Here is a 17,324-nt window from a genome sequence, read left to right on the forward strand (position 1 = left end):
TCGGGCGTATGGACGATGCGTACTGCGAGACGCCCGCGCCGGACCCCGCACCCGTGGACGCGGGCCCGCCGTACGCCGAGTGCGTGCTGTGCCGGAAGCCGACCGAACCCCCCGAGTCGACGAAGGGCGCCACCCTCTGCCCGGTCTGCGCCTGGCAGGAGGCGGGGCGTAACGCCTGTTCCGGCTGACGCGGGCGGGGGTGCTCAGCCGCGCATCAGCTCGGAGACCTTGACGAAGCGGTAGCCGCGCTCGCGCAGCTCCGGGACGATCCGGCGTACGGCGTCCTCGGTGACGGGCGCCGCGCTGCGGGTGCAGTGCATGACCACCAGGGACCCCGGTTCCACCCCGTCCAGCACCTGCTCGGCCACCGCGTCCGCGTCCGTGGCGAAGGCGTCACCGCTGACCACGTCCCACTGGACGGCGGTCACCCCGGCCGGGCCCAGGGCCTTCAGCGACGCGTCGTCGTAGCAGCCGCCGGGGAAGCGGAAGTACGGCACGACGTTGCGCGCCCCGGTCTTCCGGATCGCGGTGAAGGCCCGCTCCACATCGCCCCGCATGTCCGCCTTCGCGACGGCCGGCAGGCCGTAGCAGGGGGAGGAGAAGGCGTAGTGGCTGAACGAGTGGTTGGCGATCTCGAACAGGGGGTCGGTGCCGATCGAGCGGGCCTGGGCGGGATACTCCTGCGCCCACCTGCCGGTCATGAAGACCGTCGAGGGGACCTTCAGCCGGCGCAGCGACGCGATCAGCCCGGGGTTGTCGAAGCGCTCGCCGTCAGCGGCACGAGGCCCCTGATCTGCCGTCATGTCCGCGTCGAAAGTGAGGGCCACGACCTTGTCGGCCCCGCCCGCCCCGCGCCGGGCGCCGGAGCCCTTGCCGGTCCCGCCCGCCCGTCGTTCGAAGACCGGCGTGAGACCACCGGGGCCGGGGGCCAGGACGGGCGGCTCGCTCTCCGGAACCCGCGACGGGGATGAGGGCCCCGTCGCGGGTTCGGTCGCCGGTGCCGTCGCCGTCGCCGGTGAAGGAGAGGCCGTCGGGAGCGCGGCGGTCGTCGCGCGGGTCGCCTCGGAGCTTCCGCAGCCGGTGAGCACTCCACCCACCACAGCCAGCACGATCATCGTACGAACGGATTTGATCATCGAAGGACGCTAGCCGTGGATCGGCGGATCGTGCTCGCGGCGCTCCGGCCGCCGGCCGGCCGGGCAGCCGGATCACCCGACTGCCCGTACCCCCGTCAGCGCCAGGGGCCCGTCACCGCGAACGTCGTCCCCGGCGTGTAGCAGTTCACGAACATCGTCCCGCCGTCCGGTGAGAACGTGACGCCCGCGAACTCGCCCCACTCCGGCTCCTCGGGCGTCCCGATGTTCTGCCGGCCGCGCGCCATCGCGTAGACCTCGCCGCGCCGCGTCACCCCGAGCACGTGCTGTGCGCCTCCCCCGTCCTCACAGACCATCAGCCCGCCCCCTGCGGCGAGGCAGATGTTGTCCGGGGACTCGCCGGGCAGCTGGACGTCGGTGTCCGGGCCGAAGACGATCACCAGGGTGAGCCTCCGCCGCTTCGGCTCGTACCGCCACACCTGGCCGAAGTGGTCGGCGGCCGATCCCTCCGCGCTGTGCGCGAAGCTGGAGACGAAGTACACCGAGGAACCGCCCCAGTAGCAGCCCTCCAGCTTCTGGGCGTGCGTGATGCCCTTCGGCCCGAAGTCCTGCAACCGGATCGGCGTCCGGGCCGCCTGCGGGTCGGGTACGGGGACCCACTCGATCCGGTCGAAGCTCGCACCCGTCTCCTGGATCACCGAGAGGTCGGGCACGCCGGGAACCCGCATGGCCTCGAGCGCGCCGCCCGCCCGGAGGGAGCCCGTGCCGCCGAGCGGCTTCTCGGGGAGGAAACGGTAGAAGAGCCCGAACGGCTTCTCGAAGGCGTCCTCCGTCTCGTACACGATGCCGTTCTTGGGGTCGACCGCGACGGCCTCGTGCTGGAAGCGCCCCATCGCGGTCAGCGGTACGGCCCCGGTGCGGCGCGGATCGGCGCCGTCCACCTCGAAGATGAAGCCGTGGTCCTTCGTGTAACCGTTGGTGCCGGCCCTGTCCTCGGTCTCCTCGCACGTCAGCCAGGTGTTCCAGGGGGTGGGCCCGCCCGCGCAGTTGACGGCCGTTCCCGCGATGGCGACGCGCTCGCCGCGTACGTTGCCGCGGCCGTCGAGTTCGAGGGACGTACAGCCGCCCTTGCCCATCGGGTCGTACGTGAGGCCCTCGACCGTGGGCACACCGATCTTTCCGGTGCTGCGGTTCTCGTGGTTGCGCACGAGGTGGACGCGGCCGTTGCGGCCCGCGAAGGCGGCCATGCCGTCGTGGTTGCTGGGGACCTGGCCCTCGCCGGAGCGGAGCTGGTCGCCCTCCCGGGAGAGCACCCGGTAGCGGAAACCTTTCGGCAGATCGAGCAGGCCGTCGGGGTCCGGCAGGAGGGGGCCGTAGCCGCTGTGCCCCCTGGCTTCGGCGGTGCCGGAGAAGAGCTCGGTGAAGGCCCCGGTGAAGGCGACGGAGGCTGCGGTCGCGGCGCTGCCGGCCAGGACCTGTCGTCGTGTTGCGAGGTGTCGGGATGTGGATGACATGAGGCAACTCCCTGTTGGCGGACAGGTGAAGTGACCCGCATGTGTGTACCACGCGCCGTGGCGCGCGGGAACCATGCGCGCCACGATGCCGCCTGTGCCCCCGGGGCGGACGAGGCCCCGGGGGCGGGTGGTTCTCAGGCCAGCGACGCGGTGAGCGTGATGGTGGTGCCCGAGAGCGCCTGGCTGACCGGGCAGTTCGCCTTGGCGTCCTCGGCGGCCTTCACGAAGCCCGCCTCGTCCAGGCCCGGGACCTCGCCCTCCACCGTGAGGTGGATGCCGGTGATACCGGTGCCGGGCTGGAACGTGACCTCGGCCTGGGTGTTCAGCCGGGTGGGCGGGGTGCCCGCCGTGGCCAGGCCGTTGGACAGGGCCATCGAGAAGCAGCTGGAGTGCGCGGCGGCGATGAGCTCCTCGGGGCTGGTCTTGCCGTTCGCCTTCTCCGCGCGCGACGGCCAGGAGACCGGGTACGCCCCGATCCCGGAGGAGTCGAGGGTGACAACGCCGTTGCCCTCGAGCAGGTTGCCTTCCCAGACCGTGTGCGCCTGACGCGTGGTAGCCATGCTGGATCCCTTCAAACGGTGTGCGCGGTTGTATCGGGCGTACGCGGCACCCGGAGGCACTCGTACGCCCTGCAACCCCCGAACCTACTGCGCCACCAGTCCCTTTGCGTCACGTGCCAGTGCTGTCAGCCGCGAGATGGCCCGGAAGTACTTCTTCCGGTACCCGCCGTTCAGCATCTCGTCGCTGAACAGCCGGTCGAAGGGAAGACCGGAGGCGAGCACCGGGACCTCGCGGTCGTACAGCCGGTCCGCGAGGACGACCAGGCGCAGCGCCGTCGACTGGTCGGGCACCGGCCGCACATCGGTGAGGCAGACCGCGGTGATCCCGTCCGTCAGCGCGCCGTACCTGCTCGGATGCACCCGGGCGAGGTGGTCGAGCAGGGCGGGGAAGTCGTCGAGCGAGGACCCCGGAGTCGCGTACGCGGCCCTGGTGACCTGGTCGTCGGAGTACGGCGGCGGTGCCTCGGGGAGCCCTCGGTGGCGGTAGTCCTCGCCGTCGATCCGCTGTGGCCGGAAGTGGGCGGACAGCCCCTGGATCTCGCGGAGGAAGTCGGCCGCCGCGAAACGGCCCTCGCCGAGCTTGCCGGGCAGGGTGTTCGAGGTCGCGGCCAGCGCGACACCCGCCTCGACGAGCCTGCTGAGCAGGGAGGACACCAGGACCGTGTCACCCGGGTCGTCCAGTTCGAATTCGTCGATGCAGAGCAGCCGGTGTTCGCTCAGGGTCCTGACGGTCTGCTGGAAACCCAGCGCGCCGACCAGGTTCGTCAGCTCGACGAAGGTGCCGAACGCCTTGAGCGAGGGGTCGGCCGGGGTGGCGTGCCAGAGGGAGGCCAGCAGGTGGGTCTTGCCGACGCCGTAGCCGCCGTCGAGGTAGACACCCCGAGGTCCGCTGGGCTCGGCGGCCTTCCTGCCGAACCACCTGCGCTTGCCGGTGCCCGTCGCGTGCGCCCCGCCGAGCCCCGCCGCGAACGAGCTGAGGACCTCGACCGCCTCGGTCTGGCTCGGCTGGTTCGGGTCGGGTACGTACGTATCGAAACGCACCGAGTCGAAGCGCGGCGGCGGCACCATCTCCGCGACCAGACGGTCGGCGGGGACGCGCGGCTCGAGGGCGCACAGGGACTGCGGGGCCGTTTCGGCTATGGGGCTCTGCCCCGGCACGGCTGTGGAGGACGACACAACCATCCACTCTAAGCGCCGTGCCAGACTGCTGGGCATGCGACGCCTGCTCCCTGTGACGGACCTGACAACCCCGCCCGCCGCCACCGCGGCCGCCGACCGCGAGTGGACGCTCGACGAGCTGGCGGACGCCTACGCGTATCCCGGCGGTGAGCGCCCCTGGCTCCGCGCCAACATGGTCACCACCCTGGACGGCGCCGCCCAGCACGACGGCCGCTCCCAGGGCATCTCCTGCCCCACCGACATGCGGATCTTCGGCACCCTGCGCGGCCTCGCCGACGTGGTCGTCGTCGGCGCCGAGACGGTGCGCCTGGAGGGCTACCGGCCGGCGCGGGCCCGCGAGGCCTTCGCCGCCCGGCGCGAGGCGGCGGGCCAGGGCCCCGCCCCGGCCGTCGCGGTCGTCAGCGCGAGCCTGGACCTGGACTTCTCGCTCCCGCTCTTCGTCTCCCCGCTGGTCCCGACCCTCGTCGTCACCGGGGCGACGGCACCCTCGGACCGGGTCCACGCGGCCCGGGAGGCCGGGGCCGAGGTGCTGTTCGCCGGGGACGGCGCCGCCGTCGACCCGGCGCGTGCGGTCGCCGCGCTGGGCCGTCGGGGCTTCAGCCGGCTCCTCACCGAAGGCGGACCGCGTCTGCTCGGCCAGTTCGTGGCGGCCGGGGTGCTGGACGAACTCTGCCTGACCCTCTCCCCGCTGCTGACCGCCGGAGACGCGCAGCGCATCGCGGCCGGTCCCGCGGTCACCGTGCCGGAACGTTTCTCCCTCCTCTCGCTCCTGGAAGAGGCAGGATTCCTCTTCACTCGGTACGGGAAGATCTGACACTTAGCGGAATTACCCGTTCCGGTTAGCTCCGGGTGGGCACACTTAGTCCTGCTACCCCGTGCAATTGCGGGGAAGGATGGTTTCAGCAACAGCGGCCGACCCTGCGGCCGACGAGATGAAGCGGAAGGGCGCCTGTCGTGTTCACAAGCGTTTTGATGATCGAGAAGCCCCTCACCCCCGAGGACGTGGAATTCGTCACGACCCTTCACGGCGAGGAGCGGATCTCGTTCGTCGTACTGATGCAGCCCCGCGGTGACCAGGCCGACGTGCTGCTGCGCGCGATCGACGACGTGGCGATCGGCGAGCTGCGGGAAGCCGTCCGCGAAGGGGAGCAGCCGGAGGGGAAGGAGGCCAGGGAGCCAGCGGAGATGGCGCTGGAGTTCTCGCTCCGGGAGCTGCGCGAGGCGGGGTCGGAGGCTGTCGGACAGGTGGTCGAGGACCACCCCCTGGACAAGCTGAAGACCGTCGTCGACGACTCCGGGGCCGACGAGGTGATCGTCCTGACGGCGCCGCACTACGTCGAGGAGTTCTTCCACCGCGACTGGGCGTCCCGGGCCCGCCACAAGGTCGGCGTACCGGTGCTCAAGCTCTTCGCGCACAGCGAATAGGCTGGGGCCGACCCAGACCCACCCCACAGCTCGGGAGAGACACGTATGGCACCCGGTATTCCTGCCGCCCTGGAACGGCCGCACTTCATCGGCATCGGCGGCGCCGGAATGTCGGGCATCGCGAAGATCCTCGCCCAGCGCGGCGCGAAGGTGGCGGGCAGCGACGCCAAGGAGTCCGCCACCGCCGAGGCCCTGCGCGCGCTGGGAGCTGCCGTCCACATCGGGCACGCCGCCGGACACCTGGCCGACGACGCGACCTCGGTGGTCGTCTCCAGCGCCATCCGCGCCGACAACCCCGAGCTGGTCCGCGCCGCCGAGCTGGACATCCCCGTCGTCCACCGCTCCGACGCGCTCGCCTCCCTGATGGACGGCCTGCGCGCCATCGCGGTCGCCGGCACGCACGGCAAGACGACCACCACGTCGATGCTCGCCGTCGCCCTCTCCGAGCTGGCCCTGGACCCCTCGTACGCCATCGGCGGCGACCTGGAGGGCCCCGGCACCAACGCCACGCACGGCAGCGGCGACATCTTCGTCGCCGAGGCCGACGAGAGCGACCGGAGCTTCCAGAAGTACGCCCCCGAGGTCGCGATCGTCCTCAACGTCGAGCTGGACCACCACGCGAACTACGCCTCGATGGACGAGATCTACGAGTCCTTCGAGACCTTCGTCGGCAAGGTCGTCCCGGGCGGGACCCTGGTCGTCGCCGCCGACCAGCCCGGCGCCGTCGAGCTGACCCGCCGGGTCCGCGAGCTCTCCTCCCTCGACGTCGTCACCTACGGCGAGTCCGAGGGCGCGGACGTACGCGTGCACAAGGTCACCCCGCGCGGCCTGACCAGTGAGGTCACGGTCGTCCTCAACGGCAAGTACCTCACCTTCACGGTCTCGGTCCCGGGCCGCCACTACGCGCACAACGCGGTCGCCGCGCTCGCCGCCGGTGTCGCCCTCGGCATCCCCGCCCACAATCTGGCCTCCGCCATCGGCAAGTACACCGGGGTCAAGCGCCGCCTCCAGCTCAAGGGCGAGGCGGCCGGCGTCCAGGTCATCGACTCGTACGCCCACCACCCCACGGAGATGACCGCCGACCTGGAGGCCATGCGCGGCGCGGCGACCGATGCCCGCCTCCTGGTGGTCTTCCAGCCCCACCTCTTCTCCCGCACCCAGGAGCTCGGCACGGAGATGGGCCAGGCCCTCGCCCTCGCCGACGCCTCGCTGGTCCTGGACATCTATCCGGCCAGGGAGGACCCGCTCCCGGGCGTCACGAGCGCACTGATCACCGACGCCGCGAAGGCCGCCGGCGCCGATGTCACGGCCGTGCACGACAAGGCCGCCGTCCCCGCGGCCGTCGCGGGAATGGCGAAGCCCGGCGATCTGGTTCTCACCATGGGAGCGGGCGATGTCACCGACCTCGGCCCGCAGATCCTGGACCACCTGTCGAGCTGAGGGAGCCACCGTGTCGTACGACGTCGAGAAGCCTGACGAACAATGGCGGGCGGAGCTGACGCCCGCCGAGTACGCGGTGCTGCGCAAGGCCGGCACCGAGCCCGCCTTCGTGGGTGAGTACACCGACACCAAGACGGCGGGCGTCTACTCCTGCCGTGCCTGCGGTGCGGAGCTGTTCCGCTCCGACACCAAGTTCGAGTCGCACTGCGGCTGGCCGTCCTTCTACGACCCGAAGGACACCGACGCGGTCGAGCTGCTCCAGGACAACACCCTCGGCATGGCCCGCACCGAGGTGCGCTGCGCCCGCTGCGGCTCGCACCTGGGGCACGTCTTCGAGGGCGAGGGCTACCCGACGCCCACGGACCAGCGCTACTGCATCAACTCGATCTCGCTGACGCTGGCGCCGGACGAGAGCTGAGCCGCCGCACCACCGGTGCCCCCGGCCTTCGGGCCGGGGGCACCGGTGCGCTCACGTCTTCACGAGCTCGACCGGCCCCCGCTGCGCCGGGATCTCCCGCCGCAGGCGCTCGCCCTCGATGTCGAGGTCGGGCAGCACCCGGTCGACGGGGCGTGGCAGCCACCACGCGGCGCGTCCCAGAAGGTGCATGACCGCCGGCACGAGGGCCATCCGCACCACGAAGGCGTCGACGAGCACGCCGATCGCCAGGGCGAACCCGATGGACTTGATGATCGGGTCGGGCATGAACACGAATCCGCCGAACACGGCCGTCATGATCACCGCTGCGGCCGTCACCACGCGTGCGTTGTGGCCGACACCGCTGATGACCGACTCGCGGGCGTCGGCGCCGTGGACGAAGTCCTCCCGCATACGTGAGACGAGGAAGACCTCGTAGTCCATGGCCAGCCCGAAGAGGATGCCGATCAGAAGGATGGGCAGGAAGCTGACCAGCGGCCCGGGCGTGTCGAGGCCGACCAGCTCCGACAGGTGGCCTTCCTGGAAGATCGCGACGGTGATCCCGAAGGTGGCGCCGATGGTCAGCAGGAAGCCCAGCGCCGCCTTGAGGGGCACCAGGACCGACCGGAAGACGAGCATCAGCAGCAGGACGGACAGCCCGACCACGAGCAGGAGATAGACCGGCAGCGCGGCGGCGAGCTTCTCGGAGACGTCGATGCCGACCGCGGTGGCGCCGGTCAGCGAGACGGCGGCGCCCCCGACGTCCGCCACCCGGTCACGGATCTCGTTGACGGTGTCCTCGGTCGCGGCGGCGGTCGGACCGGTCTCGGGTATCACGGCCAGGAGGGCGGTGGTGCCCTTCTCGTTCATCTGCGGGGCGGCGACGGCCAGTACCCCGTCGGTGTCCGTGATGAGCGCGGCGGTCTCCTTGGCCGCCGTACCGGTCGCCCGCGCGGTGTCGCCCGACACGACGGCGACCAGCCGGCCGTTGAAGCCCTCGCCGAACCCCTCGGTCGTCAGGTCGTACGCCTCGCGGTTGGGTGACCCGACCGCCTCCGTACTCGCGTCGGGCAGCGCCAGACGCATGTCCTGCACGGGCAGGGCGAGAGCGCCGAGCCCGGCCACCCCGAGGACGAGGACGGGCACCCGCAGCCGTGCCACGATCCTGCCCCAGCGGAAGCCGAAGCCGGCCTCGGCCCCGGCCTCGACGGGGGCAGGAGCGGGTGTCCGGTCCCGGGTCCGCTGCTTGCGGGGCAGTACGCGGGCGCCCGCGAAGCCGAGGACGGCCGGCAGCAGCGTGAGGGACACCAGCACCGCGAGAGCGACCGTGGCCGCGGCTGCCAGGCCCATCACCGTCAGGAAGGGCACACCGGCGACGGCGAGTCCCGCGAGCGCGATGACGACGGTGGCACCCGCGAACACGACGGCCGAACCGGCGGTCCCGGCCGCCCGGCCCGCCGCTTCCTCCCCGTCCATGCCCTCCAGGAGGTAGTGGCGGTAACGGGAGGTGATGAACAGGGCGTAGTCGATGCCGACCGCCAGGCCCAGCATGAGCGCCAGGATGGGCGCGGTGCTGGTCAGCTCCACGGTGCTGCTGAGGGCGAACAGCCCCGCCATGCCGGCCGCCACGCCGACCAGGGCGTTCAGCAGGGTCATGCCCGCGGCCACCAGGGAGCCGAAGGTGAGGACCAGGACGAGGGCGGCGACGGCTACACCGATGATCTCGGTCGAACCGATCTCCGGCACGCCCCGCATGATCTCGCCGCCGTGTTCGACCCGCAGGCCGGAGACGGACGCGCCCGCCTCGGTGAACGCCTCCCGCTGCGCGTCCGTGATGCCGTCGGCACCCGACTCGAACTGCACCTGGATCAGGGCGTAGCGGCCGTCCTGCGAGACGGCCTTGGACACGAAGGGATCGACGGCCGCGAGAACACCGGGAACCTCCGCGGCCTCCTCGGTCACGGGAGCCACAGCCGATGGCGTGAGCTTCCCGCCCTCGGGTGCGGCGACGACTATGGTCCCCGTCGCGCCGCCCGCCTGCGGGAACTCCCGGGCGAGCGAGTCCAGGGCCTTCTGGGACTCGGTGCCGGGGATCGAGAACTTGCTGGTGGTGGGCCCGCTGAAGGCCGCGGCGCCCCCACCGAGCAGGGCGAGCAGCAGGAGCCAGAGGGCGAGGACACGCCCTCGGCGCCGGAAGGACAGCCGGCCGAGCCGGTACAGCAGTATTGCCATGCGAAGGAGGCGTCTTTCTCTTCGGTCTGGACGGCTTCTGTCAGCTCCGGCCGGTCGGATGCCCGAGGGTTCTCAGGGCTCCCCGGACCAATTCGGCGCGCATCGTGCCGGGTTCGACATCCACGCCGGACGCGACCGTGACAGCCACGCCGCCGATCACCATCTGCGCCGTCACGCGTGCACGGGGCTCGTCCGAACCACCGGCCAGCGCGGCCGCGAGCTGGTCGACGGTCCGGGGGATGACGGCCAGCACGGGATGGCCGAGCATCTCGGGCAGCTCGGCGAAGATGATCTTTATTTCGAGGTGGAAGCGCATGGCGAGGCCGACGTAGCCCGTGACGGCGGATTCGACGGCCTGACCGCCGGTCAGCGCGGCCAGCTCCTCGCCCATGGCGGAGAGCCCCTCGGCCGGAGGGGTCAGCAGTTCGGTGAGGATCGCGTCCTTGCCGGCGAAGTGGTACAGCAGGGACGCCTTGGAGCAGTGCGCCTCGACTGCGATGTCGTGCAGCGAGGTTCCCTTGAAGCCGTGCTCGGCGAAGAGACGCAGTGCGGAGTCGAGAATCTGACGACGCATCGCGGAAGGCGGACGTGGCATGGGGCCACCGTAGCTGACCGATCGGTCAGAGCTGACCGATCGGTCAGGCGTTTCGGGTGACGCACGCCACATCCGGGTCCGTGGGGGAGGGGCGCTACTTCTCCGGTCGGCTCCGGCCGACGAGCTCTCCGTCGCGCGCCACGACCACTCCGCCGTGCACGACCATGTCCCGCCGGGGCATGTCCACGACGACCTGAGGCAGGCACTCGCCCCGCAGCAGGACGAAGTCGGCCGGGGCCCCGGGCCGGAGGTCCGCGTGCGCGAGGCCCATGACGTCCGCGCCCCCGTGGGTCGCGACGCGATAACAGTCCGCCAGCTCCTCGTCCAGGCGCACGTCCGTGACCCATCCGAGCAGATGGGCGCGGTGCAGCATGTCGGCGTCGCCGAAGGGGCTCCAGGAGTCGCGTACGCCGTCGGAGCCGAGCCCGACCCGCACGCCGTGCTCGCGCAGCCGTGCGATCGGCAGCACCAGGGAGTCGGAGGGCGCCACCGTGGTGAGCGCGATGTCCAGATCACCCAGTTCGGCGGCGAGGGAGCCGAGTTCGCCGTCCGCCAGCCCGGGCAGGCAGAAGACGTGGCTCACGGTGACTTTGCCGGTGAGGGACAGTGCGCGCGTCCGGTCGATGATGCCGCGCAGTGCCTCGATCCCCTGTGCTCCCCGGTCGTGCAGGTGGATGTCCACGCCGATGCCGTGACGGTCGGCGATACCGAAGACGAGGTCGAGCTGCTCGTCCGGGGCCTGGTCGAAACCGCCTGGGTCGATGCCGCCGATCATGTCGACGGCGCCGGTGCGTGCCGCTTCCTCCAGCAGCTCCGCCGTGCCCGGAGTGCGGATGACACCGTGCTGCGGGAAGGCCACGATCTGGACGTCCAGGGCGTGCCGGAGCCGCTCGCGGGCCTCCGACAGACCCTCGACCCCGGCCAGGTCGTAGGCCGGGGCCACGTCGGCGTGGGCGCGCATCGCCCGCGTGCCGCGCGTGACGGCGTGGGCCATCAGGCCGTACGCGCGTTCCGCGACGGGCCGGCGCTGACTGTGGAACAGGTCCACGTCCTGGGCGACGTAGTCCGCGATACCGCTCGCCGGCCGGCGCGACACCCAGGACCCGCCCCAGGTGGTCTTGTCGGGGTGGATGTGCGCGTCCACGAGGGACGGCAGTGCGATCCGGCCGCCACCGTCGACGACCTTCGCGCCGCGAGGTGCCGGGCCCCGTGAGACGCGGCCGGCGACGACCACGAGGTCCGTGGTCTCCGGAGCCCCGTGCAGGCGTACGTCGCGGAAGACGACGGTCCTGCCGTCGTCCGGTGCGGCACCGGACGCGGCTGCTCCGGCCGGGGCGGCGTCGGCCCGGGCGGCCGGGGCCACCACGGCCGCGGTCGTCGTGGCCGTGGTGCCGGCGAGTGCGGCGGCACCGGCCAGCACCGTGCGACGGGAGAAGGTGCCGGGAGCGGGCGATGACGGCTGCATGGGGACTCCTACTGCGGGTCGGCGCGGCGAGGGTGCGGGGGAGGGGCGGGGGCCCGGACGGGTCAGAGTGCGACGCCTGCCCGGATCACCCGCACCGGCTTCGTGAGGACGGAGACGTCGGCCAGAGGGTCGCCGTCCACGAGGATCGCGTCGCCCGCGTAACCGGACGCGAGACGGCCCACCGTGCGTTCCAGTCCGAGGAGGCGGGCCGCGCCCGTCGTGGCGGTGCGGATCGCGTCGAGGGCGGGCAGTCCGGCCGCGCGCATCAGCTCCACCTCCCGGCCGATGGGCCGCACCGTGCCGCCGGACGAGTCCGTCCCGGCGGCGAGCGGCACGCCGAGTTCGTGCGCGGCGAGGACCGCCCGTTCCAGGACGGGGAGGTAGGTGCGCCCCCGCTCGGCGAGGACCGGGTCCGTGGACTGTGCCAGGCCGGCGATGGCGGTGAGGGTCGGCGTGAAGTACGTACCCCTGCGGAGCATTTCGTCCAGAGTGCGCTCGCCGACGAACGCGCCGTGTTCCAGGGAGCGGATGCCGGCGGTGACGGCGTCGTGGCAGCCCTGCTCGCTGTAGCTGTGGCAGAGGACGCCCTTGCCCCGTCGCCGTGCCGCGGCGACGACCTCCGAGAGCTGCTCGTGCGAGTACACCTGGGTGAGCGGGTCCTGTTCGGGCAGCCCGGCGCGCTCGTTGACCCGCGTCTTGATCACGTCCGCACCACGCGCGATGTTCACCTCCACCACGCGGCGCAGGGCCTCGGCCGAGCGGACACCGTCCTTGAGCCGGGCAAGCGGGGTGAGGTCCGGGTCCGCGAGCACGGTCTCACCGAGGTCCGGGGTGACGAAGACGCCCGCCGCGGTCAGCCGGGGCGCGAGGCCGGGGCTGTGCCGGGCCAGTTCGCGGACGGCGATGTCCTGGTAGAACGACGTCGACCCGCTGCGTGCGCTGGTCGCCCCCTGGCGGACGGCGTCACGGGCCTCGGCGGCCGTGCTCAGGTGGATGTGCGCGTCGACCAGGCCCGGCAGGACCCAGCGCCCGTGCGCGTCCAGGACGTCGGCGTCGCCCGGTATACCGACACTGCCGCGTGGTCCGGCCGCGCGCACCGTCCCGTCGCGGATGACGACGACGGCGTTCTCGGTGACCTCACCGGTCGCCGGGTCGAGGAGAGTGCCGCCCCGGATGACGAGGCTGCCGCCTCGCACCGCGCCGCCGGAGGCGCTCCGGGCGGCCGCGCCCCGGTCCGCGGGAGCGGCCACCGCCGGAGCCGCCGCGGCCACGGTCCCGGCGAGGGCGGCGGCACCGGCGAGAACTCCGCGGCGGGTCAGCCTGCCTGAGGGTGGGGGGAGGGCTTCGACGCACATGAGAGCTCCTTGGGGGAGTGGGCCGATGGGTACGGAATTTGTATACCAAGCATCGGGCGACGAGCAAGGATCATGTCGACGAACAGCCGGAATGCGGGTTTTGGGGCCATCGGCACCCAAGGTGGCGCATGTGTGAGTCCGGCTTGGTATACAAGCTTGGCTCGCGGGCCCCTTGCCAGGATCAGGCGTCGCCGAACAGCGAGCGCAGGGCGACGGCTCGGCTGTCACGTACATGCAGGAGCGTGCAGGCCGCGGCGGCCTCCACGTCGCCGGCGGAGATGTGCCGGAACATCTGCGCGTGCTGGGCCCGCATGTGGGCGGGCTCCTCGCGCATGCCGAACAGCAGCCGGAGCTGCCAGCTCAGCTGCTCCATGGTGCGTGCCAGCAGGGGATTGCCCGACATCGCCACGACACCCTCGTGGAAGGCGGTGTGGGCGGCCACCTCGCGCGTCCCCTCGTCCGACGCGGCGGCCGACTCGGCCTGGCGGAGGGTGGATTCGAGAACGGCCAGCCCTCCGCTCCGGCCCGCCGCCACCGCACGGGCCGCGAGCCGCGACGCCTGGACGGCCAGGGGCTCCCAGACCTCGTACAGGTGCTCGACATCGGAGTATTCGAGGCGGCGCACGCGGACGCCGCTGTGGGGGAGCAGCTCCAGCAGACCTTCCGCGACCAGCGCGCGAAGAGCCTCGCGTACGGGCACGCGGGACATGCTGAGCTCCTCGGCGACCTCCCGCTCGACGAGGCGGGCGCCCTGCGCGTACCGCCGGTCGACGATGCGCTGCAGGACGGCTTCACGCGCCCTCGCGCTGAGCGAGGCCGGCACCGGCGCCCCCGGCGCACGTGAACCGCTGTCGCTTCCGTCCGCCACCTGTTCCGCCCTGAACCTAGTCCTCGTCGGACCCGGACCCGGACTCCGCGGCCGCCTCGGCCCGCAGCAACGGGTGCACCACCCCGGGGAACACCCTGGCCCGCACGACCTCCTCGGCCGCACCGCCCCGCACCACGGTCTCGGCCACGCCCCACGGGCGCCCCGCCAGGCGGACGGTGAGCGTGTACGACGACGAGCAGCCCATGCACTCGTAGCGGTCCGCCCAGACCTCGACGTCCGTGACACTGCCCGGGTAACGCTTCACGTGCCGGTGCCGGGCATGGCAGTGATCGCACGTCTCACCCGGCTCGCACGTACCGCCGCACGGACACGGCACGTCCAGCGACTCCGCGGGCTGCCACCGCTGGACGAGCCGGGCCTCGCGGGTGGCGCCCATGTCCTTCATCGCCTTGAGGTTCCGCGCGGCGACGTTGTACGACTCGCCGGTCGCGGCCATCCGGTCCCGGATGACGTCCTTGCGTCCGCGGTTCGTCGTCATGCCGTCTCCTCCTGGGGTGTCACGCAGCCCGCCAGGAGGCACACGAGATCAGAACATCCCACGGTACCCGCCGTCAGGAGCGTCCGGCGACCTCGTCACGCCCTCCGGACCCGCCCCGCGATGCGTCTGCCGAGGCGTCCCAGGGAGCGGGGCGGCCGGTTCCAGGCGCGGAACGCTTCGAGAGTGCGGCTGCTGCCCTCGCGTTCCACGGCCTCCTCCACCGCCGCGAGCCCCTCGGGGGAGAGGGCGCGTACCGCGGGGCGCAGCACCTCGTCGAGCAGCGCGGTCCGGGTCAGGGACCAGCCCGCGCCCGCGTGCGGGTGGGCGTTCCACACGGTGAAGCAGTCCGCCACGTACGCGGGATCCGCCCGCAGCAGCGCCAGGACCGCTTCGCGGCGGGCCGCCCCGCCGTACGCCGCGATCAGGTCCTCGTCCCCGCTGTGCACGAACGCGTACAGCTCGTCCCCGGGCCGGTCCGGAGCGAGCAGCCGCTCGGACAGCGCGGCCAGGGCGTGCTCCAGGGCCGGGGGCTCCGCCGGTCCGGCCTGGCCGCGCAGCGTCCGTACCCGGTCCGTCCAGCCGGGTTCCGCCGTTCCGGAGCGCATGTCGCGCGCGAAGTCGAGCAGCATCAGGCAGCCGCGTACCCGGGCGCCGATCTCCTGCGGGAAGCCGCGCAGCAGGTCGTGGGCGAGCTCGGGGGCGTCCTCGTCGCCGACGGGCGCGGCGAGCGCGGCGTCGACCAGCCGCGCCCAGGTGCCGGCCGTCCGGTGGGCGTCGGACGTGGTCTCGCCCAGCAGCGACCGCGCCTCGCCCGCCGTCGGGGTGTCCTCGCCCCACACCAGGCCGACGGCCGTCCGCAGCACCAGCGGCTCGGCGAACGGGGACATGCCCGCCGCGCGCAGCACCGTGTGCAGCACCCCCACCCGGTCGGCGCCCCGTGCCTTCGCCCCGGGCGCCTCGGCGCACATCCGCAGATGAGGCAGCGCCTGGGTCCCGGTGAAGGGCAGGGGCACCCGGACCAGCAGCCGTTCCGCGTCCGCCGGGCGGTCCGGGGCGAGCCGGTCCAGCTCACCCAGGAGCGCCGTACGGACGTCGAACTGCTCGTCCAGCAGGTCCGGCAGCGCGCGGCACGCGCCCGCCTCGGGGTCGTCGAGCAGTGCCCGCGCCAGCCGGCCCACCACGCCGGGCAGCAGCTCCGCGCGGTCGACGCCGAGCAGCCGGGCGATCCGCAACAGTTGCACGGTCCGGGCGACGCCCCCGGGCGTCGCGGCGGAGAGCTCGGCCAGCAGCTCCTCGCCGAGCTCCTCGACCAGTGCGGCGAGCGCGCGCTCCCCCGCGGGCTCCTCGAACGCCGAGCGCGCGGGCGGCTCCAGGTCCACATCGCCGCCCCGCACCGCCTCAGTCACCAGCAGCGCGGCCAGCGGCGCGGTGACGGCGGCGGGGCAGCGGCCGTCGAGCGCCGTCAGCAGCCGGAGCGCCGCCGCGCACTCGGCGGCCGTACGGTCGTCGGCGGGCGCGGTCAGGGCGTCGGTCAGCCGGCGGGTCCGCTTCTCGTCCAGCGCGTAGGGCCGCTCGGCAGCCCAGTCGGCCGCCGCCGCCCGCTCGGCCGACCCGAGCGCGATGCCGGCGCCCAGCGCGGTGACGGCGAGCGGCCCCGCGGCGAACGGCTCGCCCGGCAGCTCCGCCGCCTCCCGGAAGAGCTCCGGGGACCGGCTCCGCCAGATCCGGGCGGCCGTCCCCGCCCACGCGTCGTCCACCGTCCCGGAAGGCCGCGGACCGGAGGCGGCGTGCACGCGGAAGCGGGGGTCGCTGATGTCGGGCGCGTCCTCGGGGAGGACACCGATGACCTGGTGCGTGGTGAGTCCGGGCTGCCGGGTGTACGTGGTGAAGGTCAGCCGCTCCGCGTGCTCCGGGGGCAGCACGGCGCTCGCCAGCGCGACCCACCGGGCCACGTCCGCGCTCTGCCGCTCCACGAGCACGACCGGCGGCGCCGACGGATCCTCGCTCACCCGGCGCAGATCGCTGAGCACGGCGGCGAGCCACGGGCTGCGGGCCACGGCGAAGTCGCCGAGACCTTCCCGGGTGAGCCCCCGCGAAGGGCCGTGCGCGGTGAGCATGGAGGTCAGGGGATCGGGCGGCATGCGGTCCGGTGTGGCGGAGAGCCACCCCGCGGCCCCCCACGCGGCGACCGGCAGCACCCGGCCGGGTATCGGCGTGCCGGGCAGGAGATGTACGGCGTGGGCGTGGAACCCGCCCGCGCCCGTGGCCACCGTACGGCTGAGCAGATGACTGCCGTCGGAGAGCAGGGCGAAGCCGAACGCCACCGGCAGCGCGCGGAGTCCGGCGTCGGGGAGCCGCTCGGGGGTGCCCGCCGGAGCGTCGTACGCCAGGATCGGCGCGGCCTCCGCGCGCACCGGCCCGGGTATCGCGGGGTCCACGGCGGTGAACCGGCCGGAGGGCACCCGGTCCCCGGACACGACGGAGGTGTAGTGCAACTGCGGGAGGCTCATGCGTAGGCCCTCATCGTCCCTGCCACGTGCGTCCCCGTCACACGCACCGGCCGCCGCTCGCCGCCCTGTCGGTGCGGCCCGGCCCGGCGGAGCGACGACCCCGGCGGGGAGCTTTCCGCAGTCGTGCGGGCGACGCTATCAAGCCCTGACGCCCCGTTGGGCCCCACGGAGGC

At 73.0% G+C, this 17,324-nt stretch carries 16 protein-coding genes; 5 read left to right on the forward strand and 11 right to left on the reverse strand.

Annotated features, from left to right (window positions below):
• Nucleotides 1-8 precede the first annotated feature (8 nt).
• Nucleotides 9-188, forward strand: coding sequence for a hypothetical protein (locus ACIP63_RS26775; protein WP_401520341.1), 180 nt, complete (start codon nt 9-11; stop codon nt 186-188).
• Between the two features lie 15 nt (nt 189-203).
• Here ACIP63_RS26775 and ACIP63_RS26780 read toward each other — a convergent pair whose 3' ends face one another.
• From ACIP63_RS26780 to zapE, 4 genes are all read right to left on the reverse strand, one after another.
• Complete coding sequence (locus ACIP63_RS26780; RefSeq protein ID WP_401520344.1) at nt 204-1,136, reverse strand: polysaccharide deacetylase family protein; 933 nt, start codon at nt 1,134-1,136, stop codon at nt 204-206.
• Between the two features lie 95 nt (nt 1,137-1,231).
• Nucleotides 1,232-2,608 carry an alkaline phosphatase PhoX gene (locus ACIP63_RS26785; protein ID WP_401520346.1) on the reverse strand — a complete coding sequence of 459 codons (1,377 nt, stop codon included), beginning with the start codon at nt 2,606-2,608 and terminating at the stop codon, nt 1,232-1,234.
• 134 nt (nt 2,609-2,742) lie between these two features.
• Nucleotides 2,743-3,168 (reverse strand): OsmC family protein, encoded by a 426-nt coding sequence (locus ACIP63_RS26790; RefSeq protein WP_362936546.1) that lies wholly within the window; start codon nt 3,166-3,168, stop codon nt 2,743-2,745.
• Between the two features lie 84 nt (nt 3,169-3,252).
• A complete protein-coding gene (gene zapE / locus ACIP63_RS26795) occupies nt 3,253-4,344 on the reverse strand; it encodes a cell division protein ZapE (protein WP_401520350.1) in 1,092 nt (363 codons plus the stop codon).
• 37 nt (nt 4,345-4,381) lie between these two features.
• Here zapE and ACIP63_RS26800 point away from each other — a divergent pair, with 37 nt between their 5' ends.
• The 4 genes from ACIP63_RS26800 to msrB all read left to right on the forward strand — a co-directional run bounded on the left by ACIP63_RS26800 (nt 4,382) and on the right by msrB (nt 7,630).
• Nucleotides 4,382-5,161, forward strand: a complete 780-nt coding sequence (locus ACIP63_RS26800) for a pyrimidine reductase family protein (RefSeq protein ID WP_401520352.1) — start codon at nt 4,382-4,384, stop codon at nt 5,159-5,161.
• A 158-nt stretch (nt 5,162-5,319) separates the two neighbouring features.
• A complete protein-coding gene (locus ACIP63_RS26805) occupies nt 5,320-5,772 on the forward strand; it encodes an indole-3-glycerol phosphate synthase (protein ID WP_401520354.1) in 453 nt (150 codons plus the stop codon).
• 45 nt (nt 5,773-5,817) lie between these two features.
• Complete coding sequence (gene murC, locus ACIP63_RS26810; protein ID WP_401520356.1) at nt 5,818-7,212, forward strand: UDP-N-acetylmuramate--L-alanine ligase; 1,395 nt, start codon at nt 5,818-5,820, stop codon at nt 7,210-7,212.
• Between the two features lie 10 nt (nt 7,213-7,222).
• On the forward strand, nt 7,223-7,630 hold the full coding sequence (gene msrB, locus ACIP63_RS26815; RefSeq protein WP_393764154.1) for a peptide-methionine (R)-S-oxide reductase MsrB: 408 nt from the start codon (nt 7,223-7,225) through the stop codon (nt 7,628-7,630).
• Between the two features lie 51 nt (nt 7,631-7,681).
• On the opposite strand, the gene ACIP63_RS26820 is transcribed toward msrB, so the two are convergent.
• The 7 genes from ACIP63_RS26820 to ACIP63_RS26850 form a co-directional block, all read right to left on the reverse strand.
• A complete protein-coding gene (locus ACIP63_RS26820) occupies nt 7,682-9,859 on the reverse strand; it encodes an MMPL family transporter (RefSeq protein WP_401520360.1) in 2,178 nt (725 codons plus the stop codon).
• 40 nt (nt 9,860-9,899) lie between these two features.
• The gene (locus tag ACIP63_RS26825; RefSeq protein ID WP_401520362.1) at nt 9,900-10,454 is read right to left on the reverse strand and encodes a TetR/AcrR family transcriptional regulator; all 555 of its coding nucleotides are present in this window, start codon (nt 10,452-10,454) and stop codon (nt 9,900-9,902) included.
• A 94-nt stretch (nt 10,455-10,548) separates the two neighbouring features.
• On the reverse strand, nt 10,549-11,919 hold the full coding sequence (locus ACIP63_RS26830; RefSeq protein ID WP_401520365.1) for an amidohydrolase family protein: 1,371 nt from the start codon (nt 11,917-11,919) through the stop codon (nt 10,549-10,551).
• Nucleotides 11,920-11,981: 62 nt separating this feature from the next.
• Entirely contained in the window at nt 11,982-13,274 is a 1,293-nt protein-coding gene (locus ACIP63_RS26835; protein ID WP_401520367.1) for an amidohydrolase family protein, read from the reverse strand.
• 181 nt (nt 13,275-13,455) lie between these two features.
• Nucleotides 13,456-14,142, reverse strand: a complete 687-nt coding sequence (locus tag ACIP63_RS26840) for a GntR family transcriptional regulator (RefSeq protein ID WP_401520369.1) — start codon at nt 14,140-14,142, stop codon at nt 13,456-13,458.
• A gap of 16 nt (nt 14,143-14,158) precedes the next feature.
• A complete protein-coding gene (locus ACIP63_RS26845; RefSeq protein ID WP_401520371.1) occupies nt 14,159-14,641 on the reverse strand; it encodes a hypothetical protein in 483 nt (160 codons plus the stop codon).
• Between the two features lie 95 nt (nt 14,642-14,736).
• Nucleotides 14,737-17,151, reverse strand: coding sequence for a GTPase-associated protein 1-related protein (locus tag ACIP63_RS26850; RefSeq protein WP_401520374.1), 2,415 nt, complete (start codon nt 17,149-17,151; stop codon nt 14,737-14,739).
• Between the last annotated feature and the right edge of the window lie 173 nt (nt 17,152-17,324).

Origin of the sequence: Streptomyces sp. NPDC088746 (assembly GCF_044751065.1) — a bacterium.
In the GTDB taxonomy this organism is placed as follows: domain Bacteria; phylum Actinomycetota; class Actinomycetes; order Streptomycetales; family Streptomycetaceae; genus Streptomyces.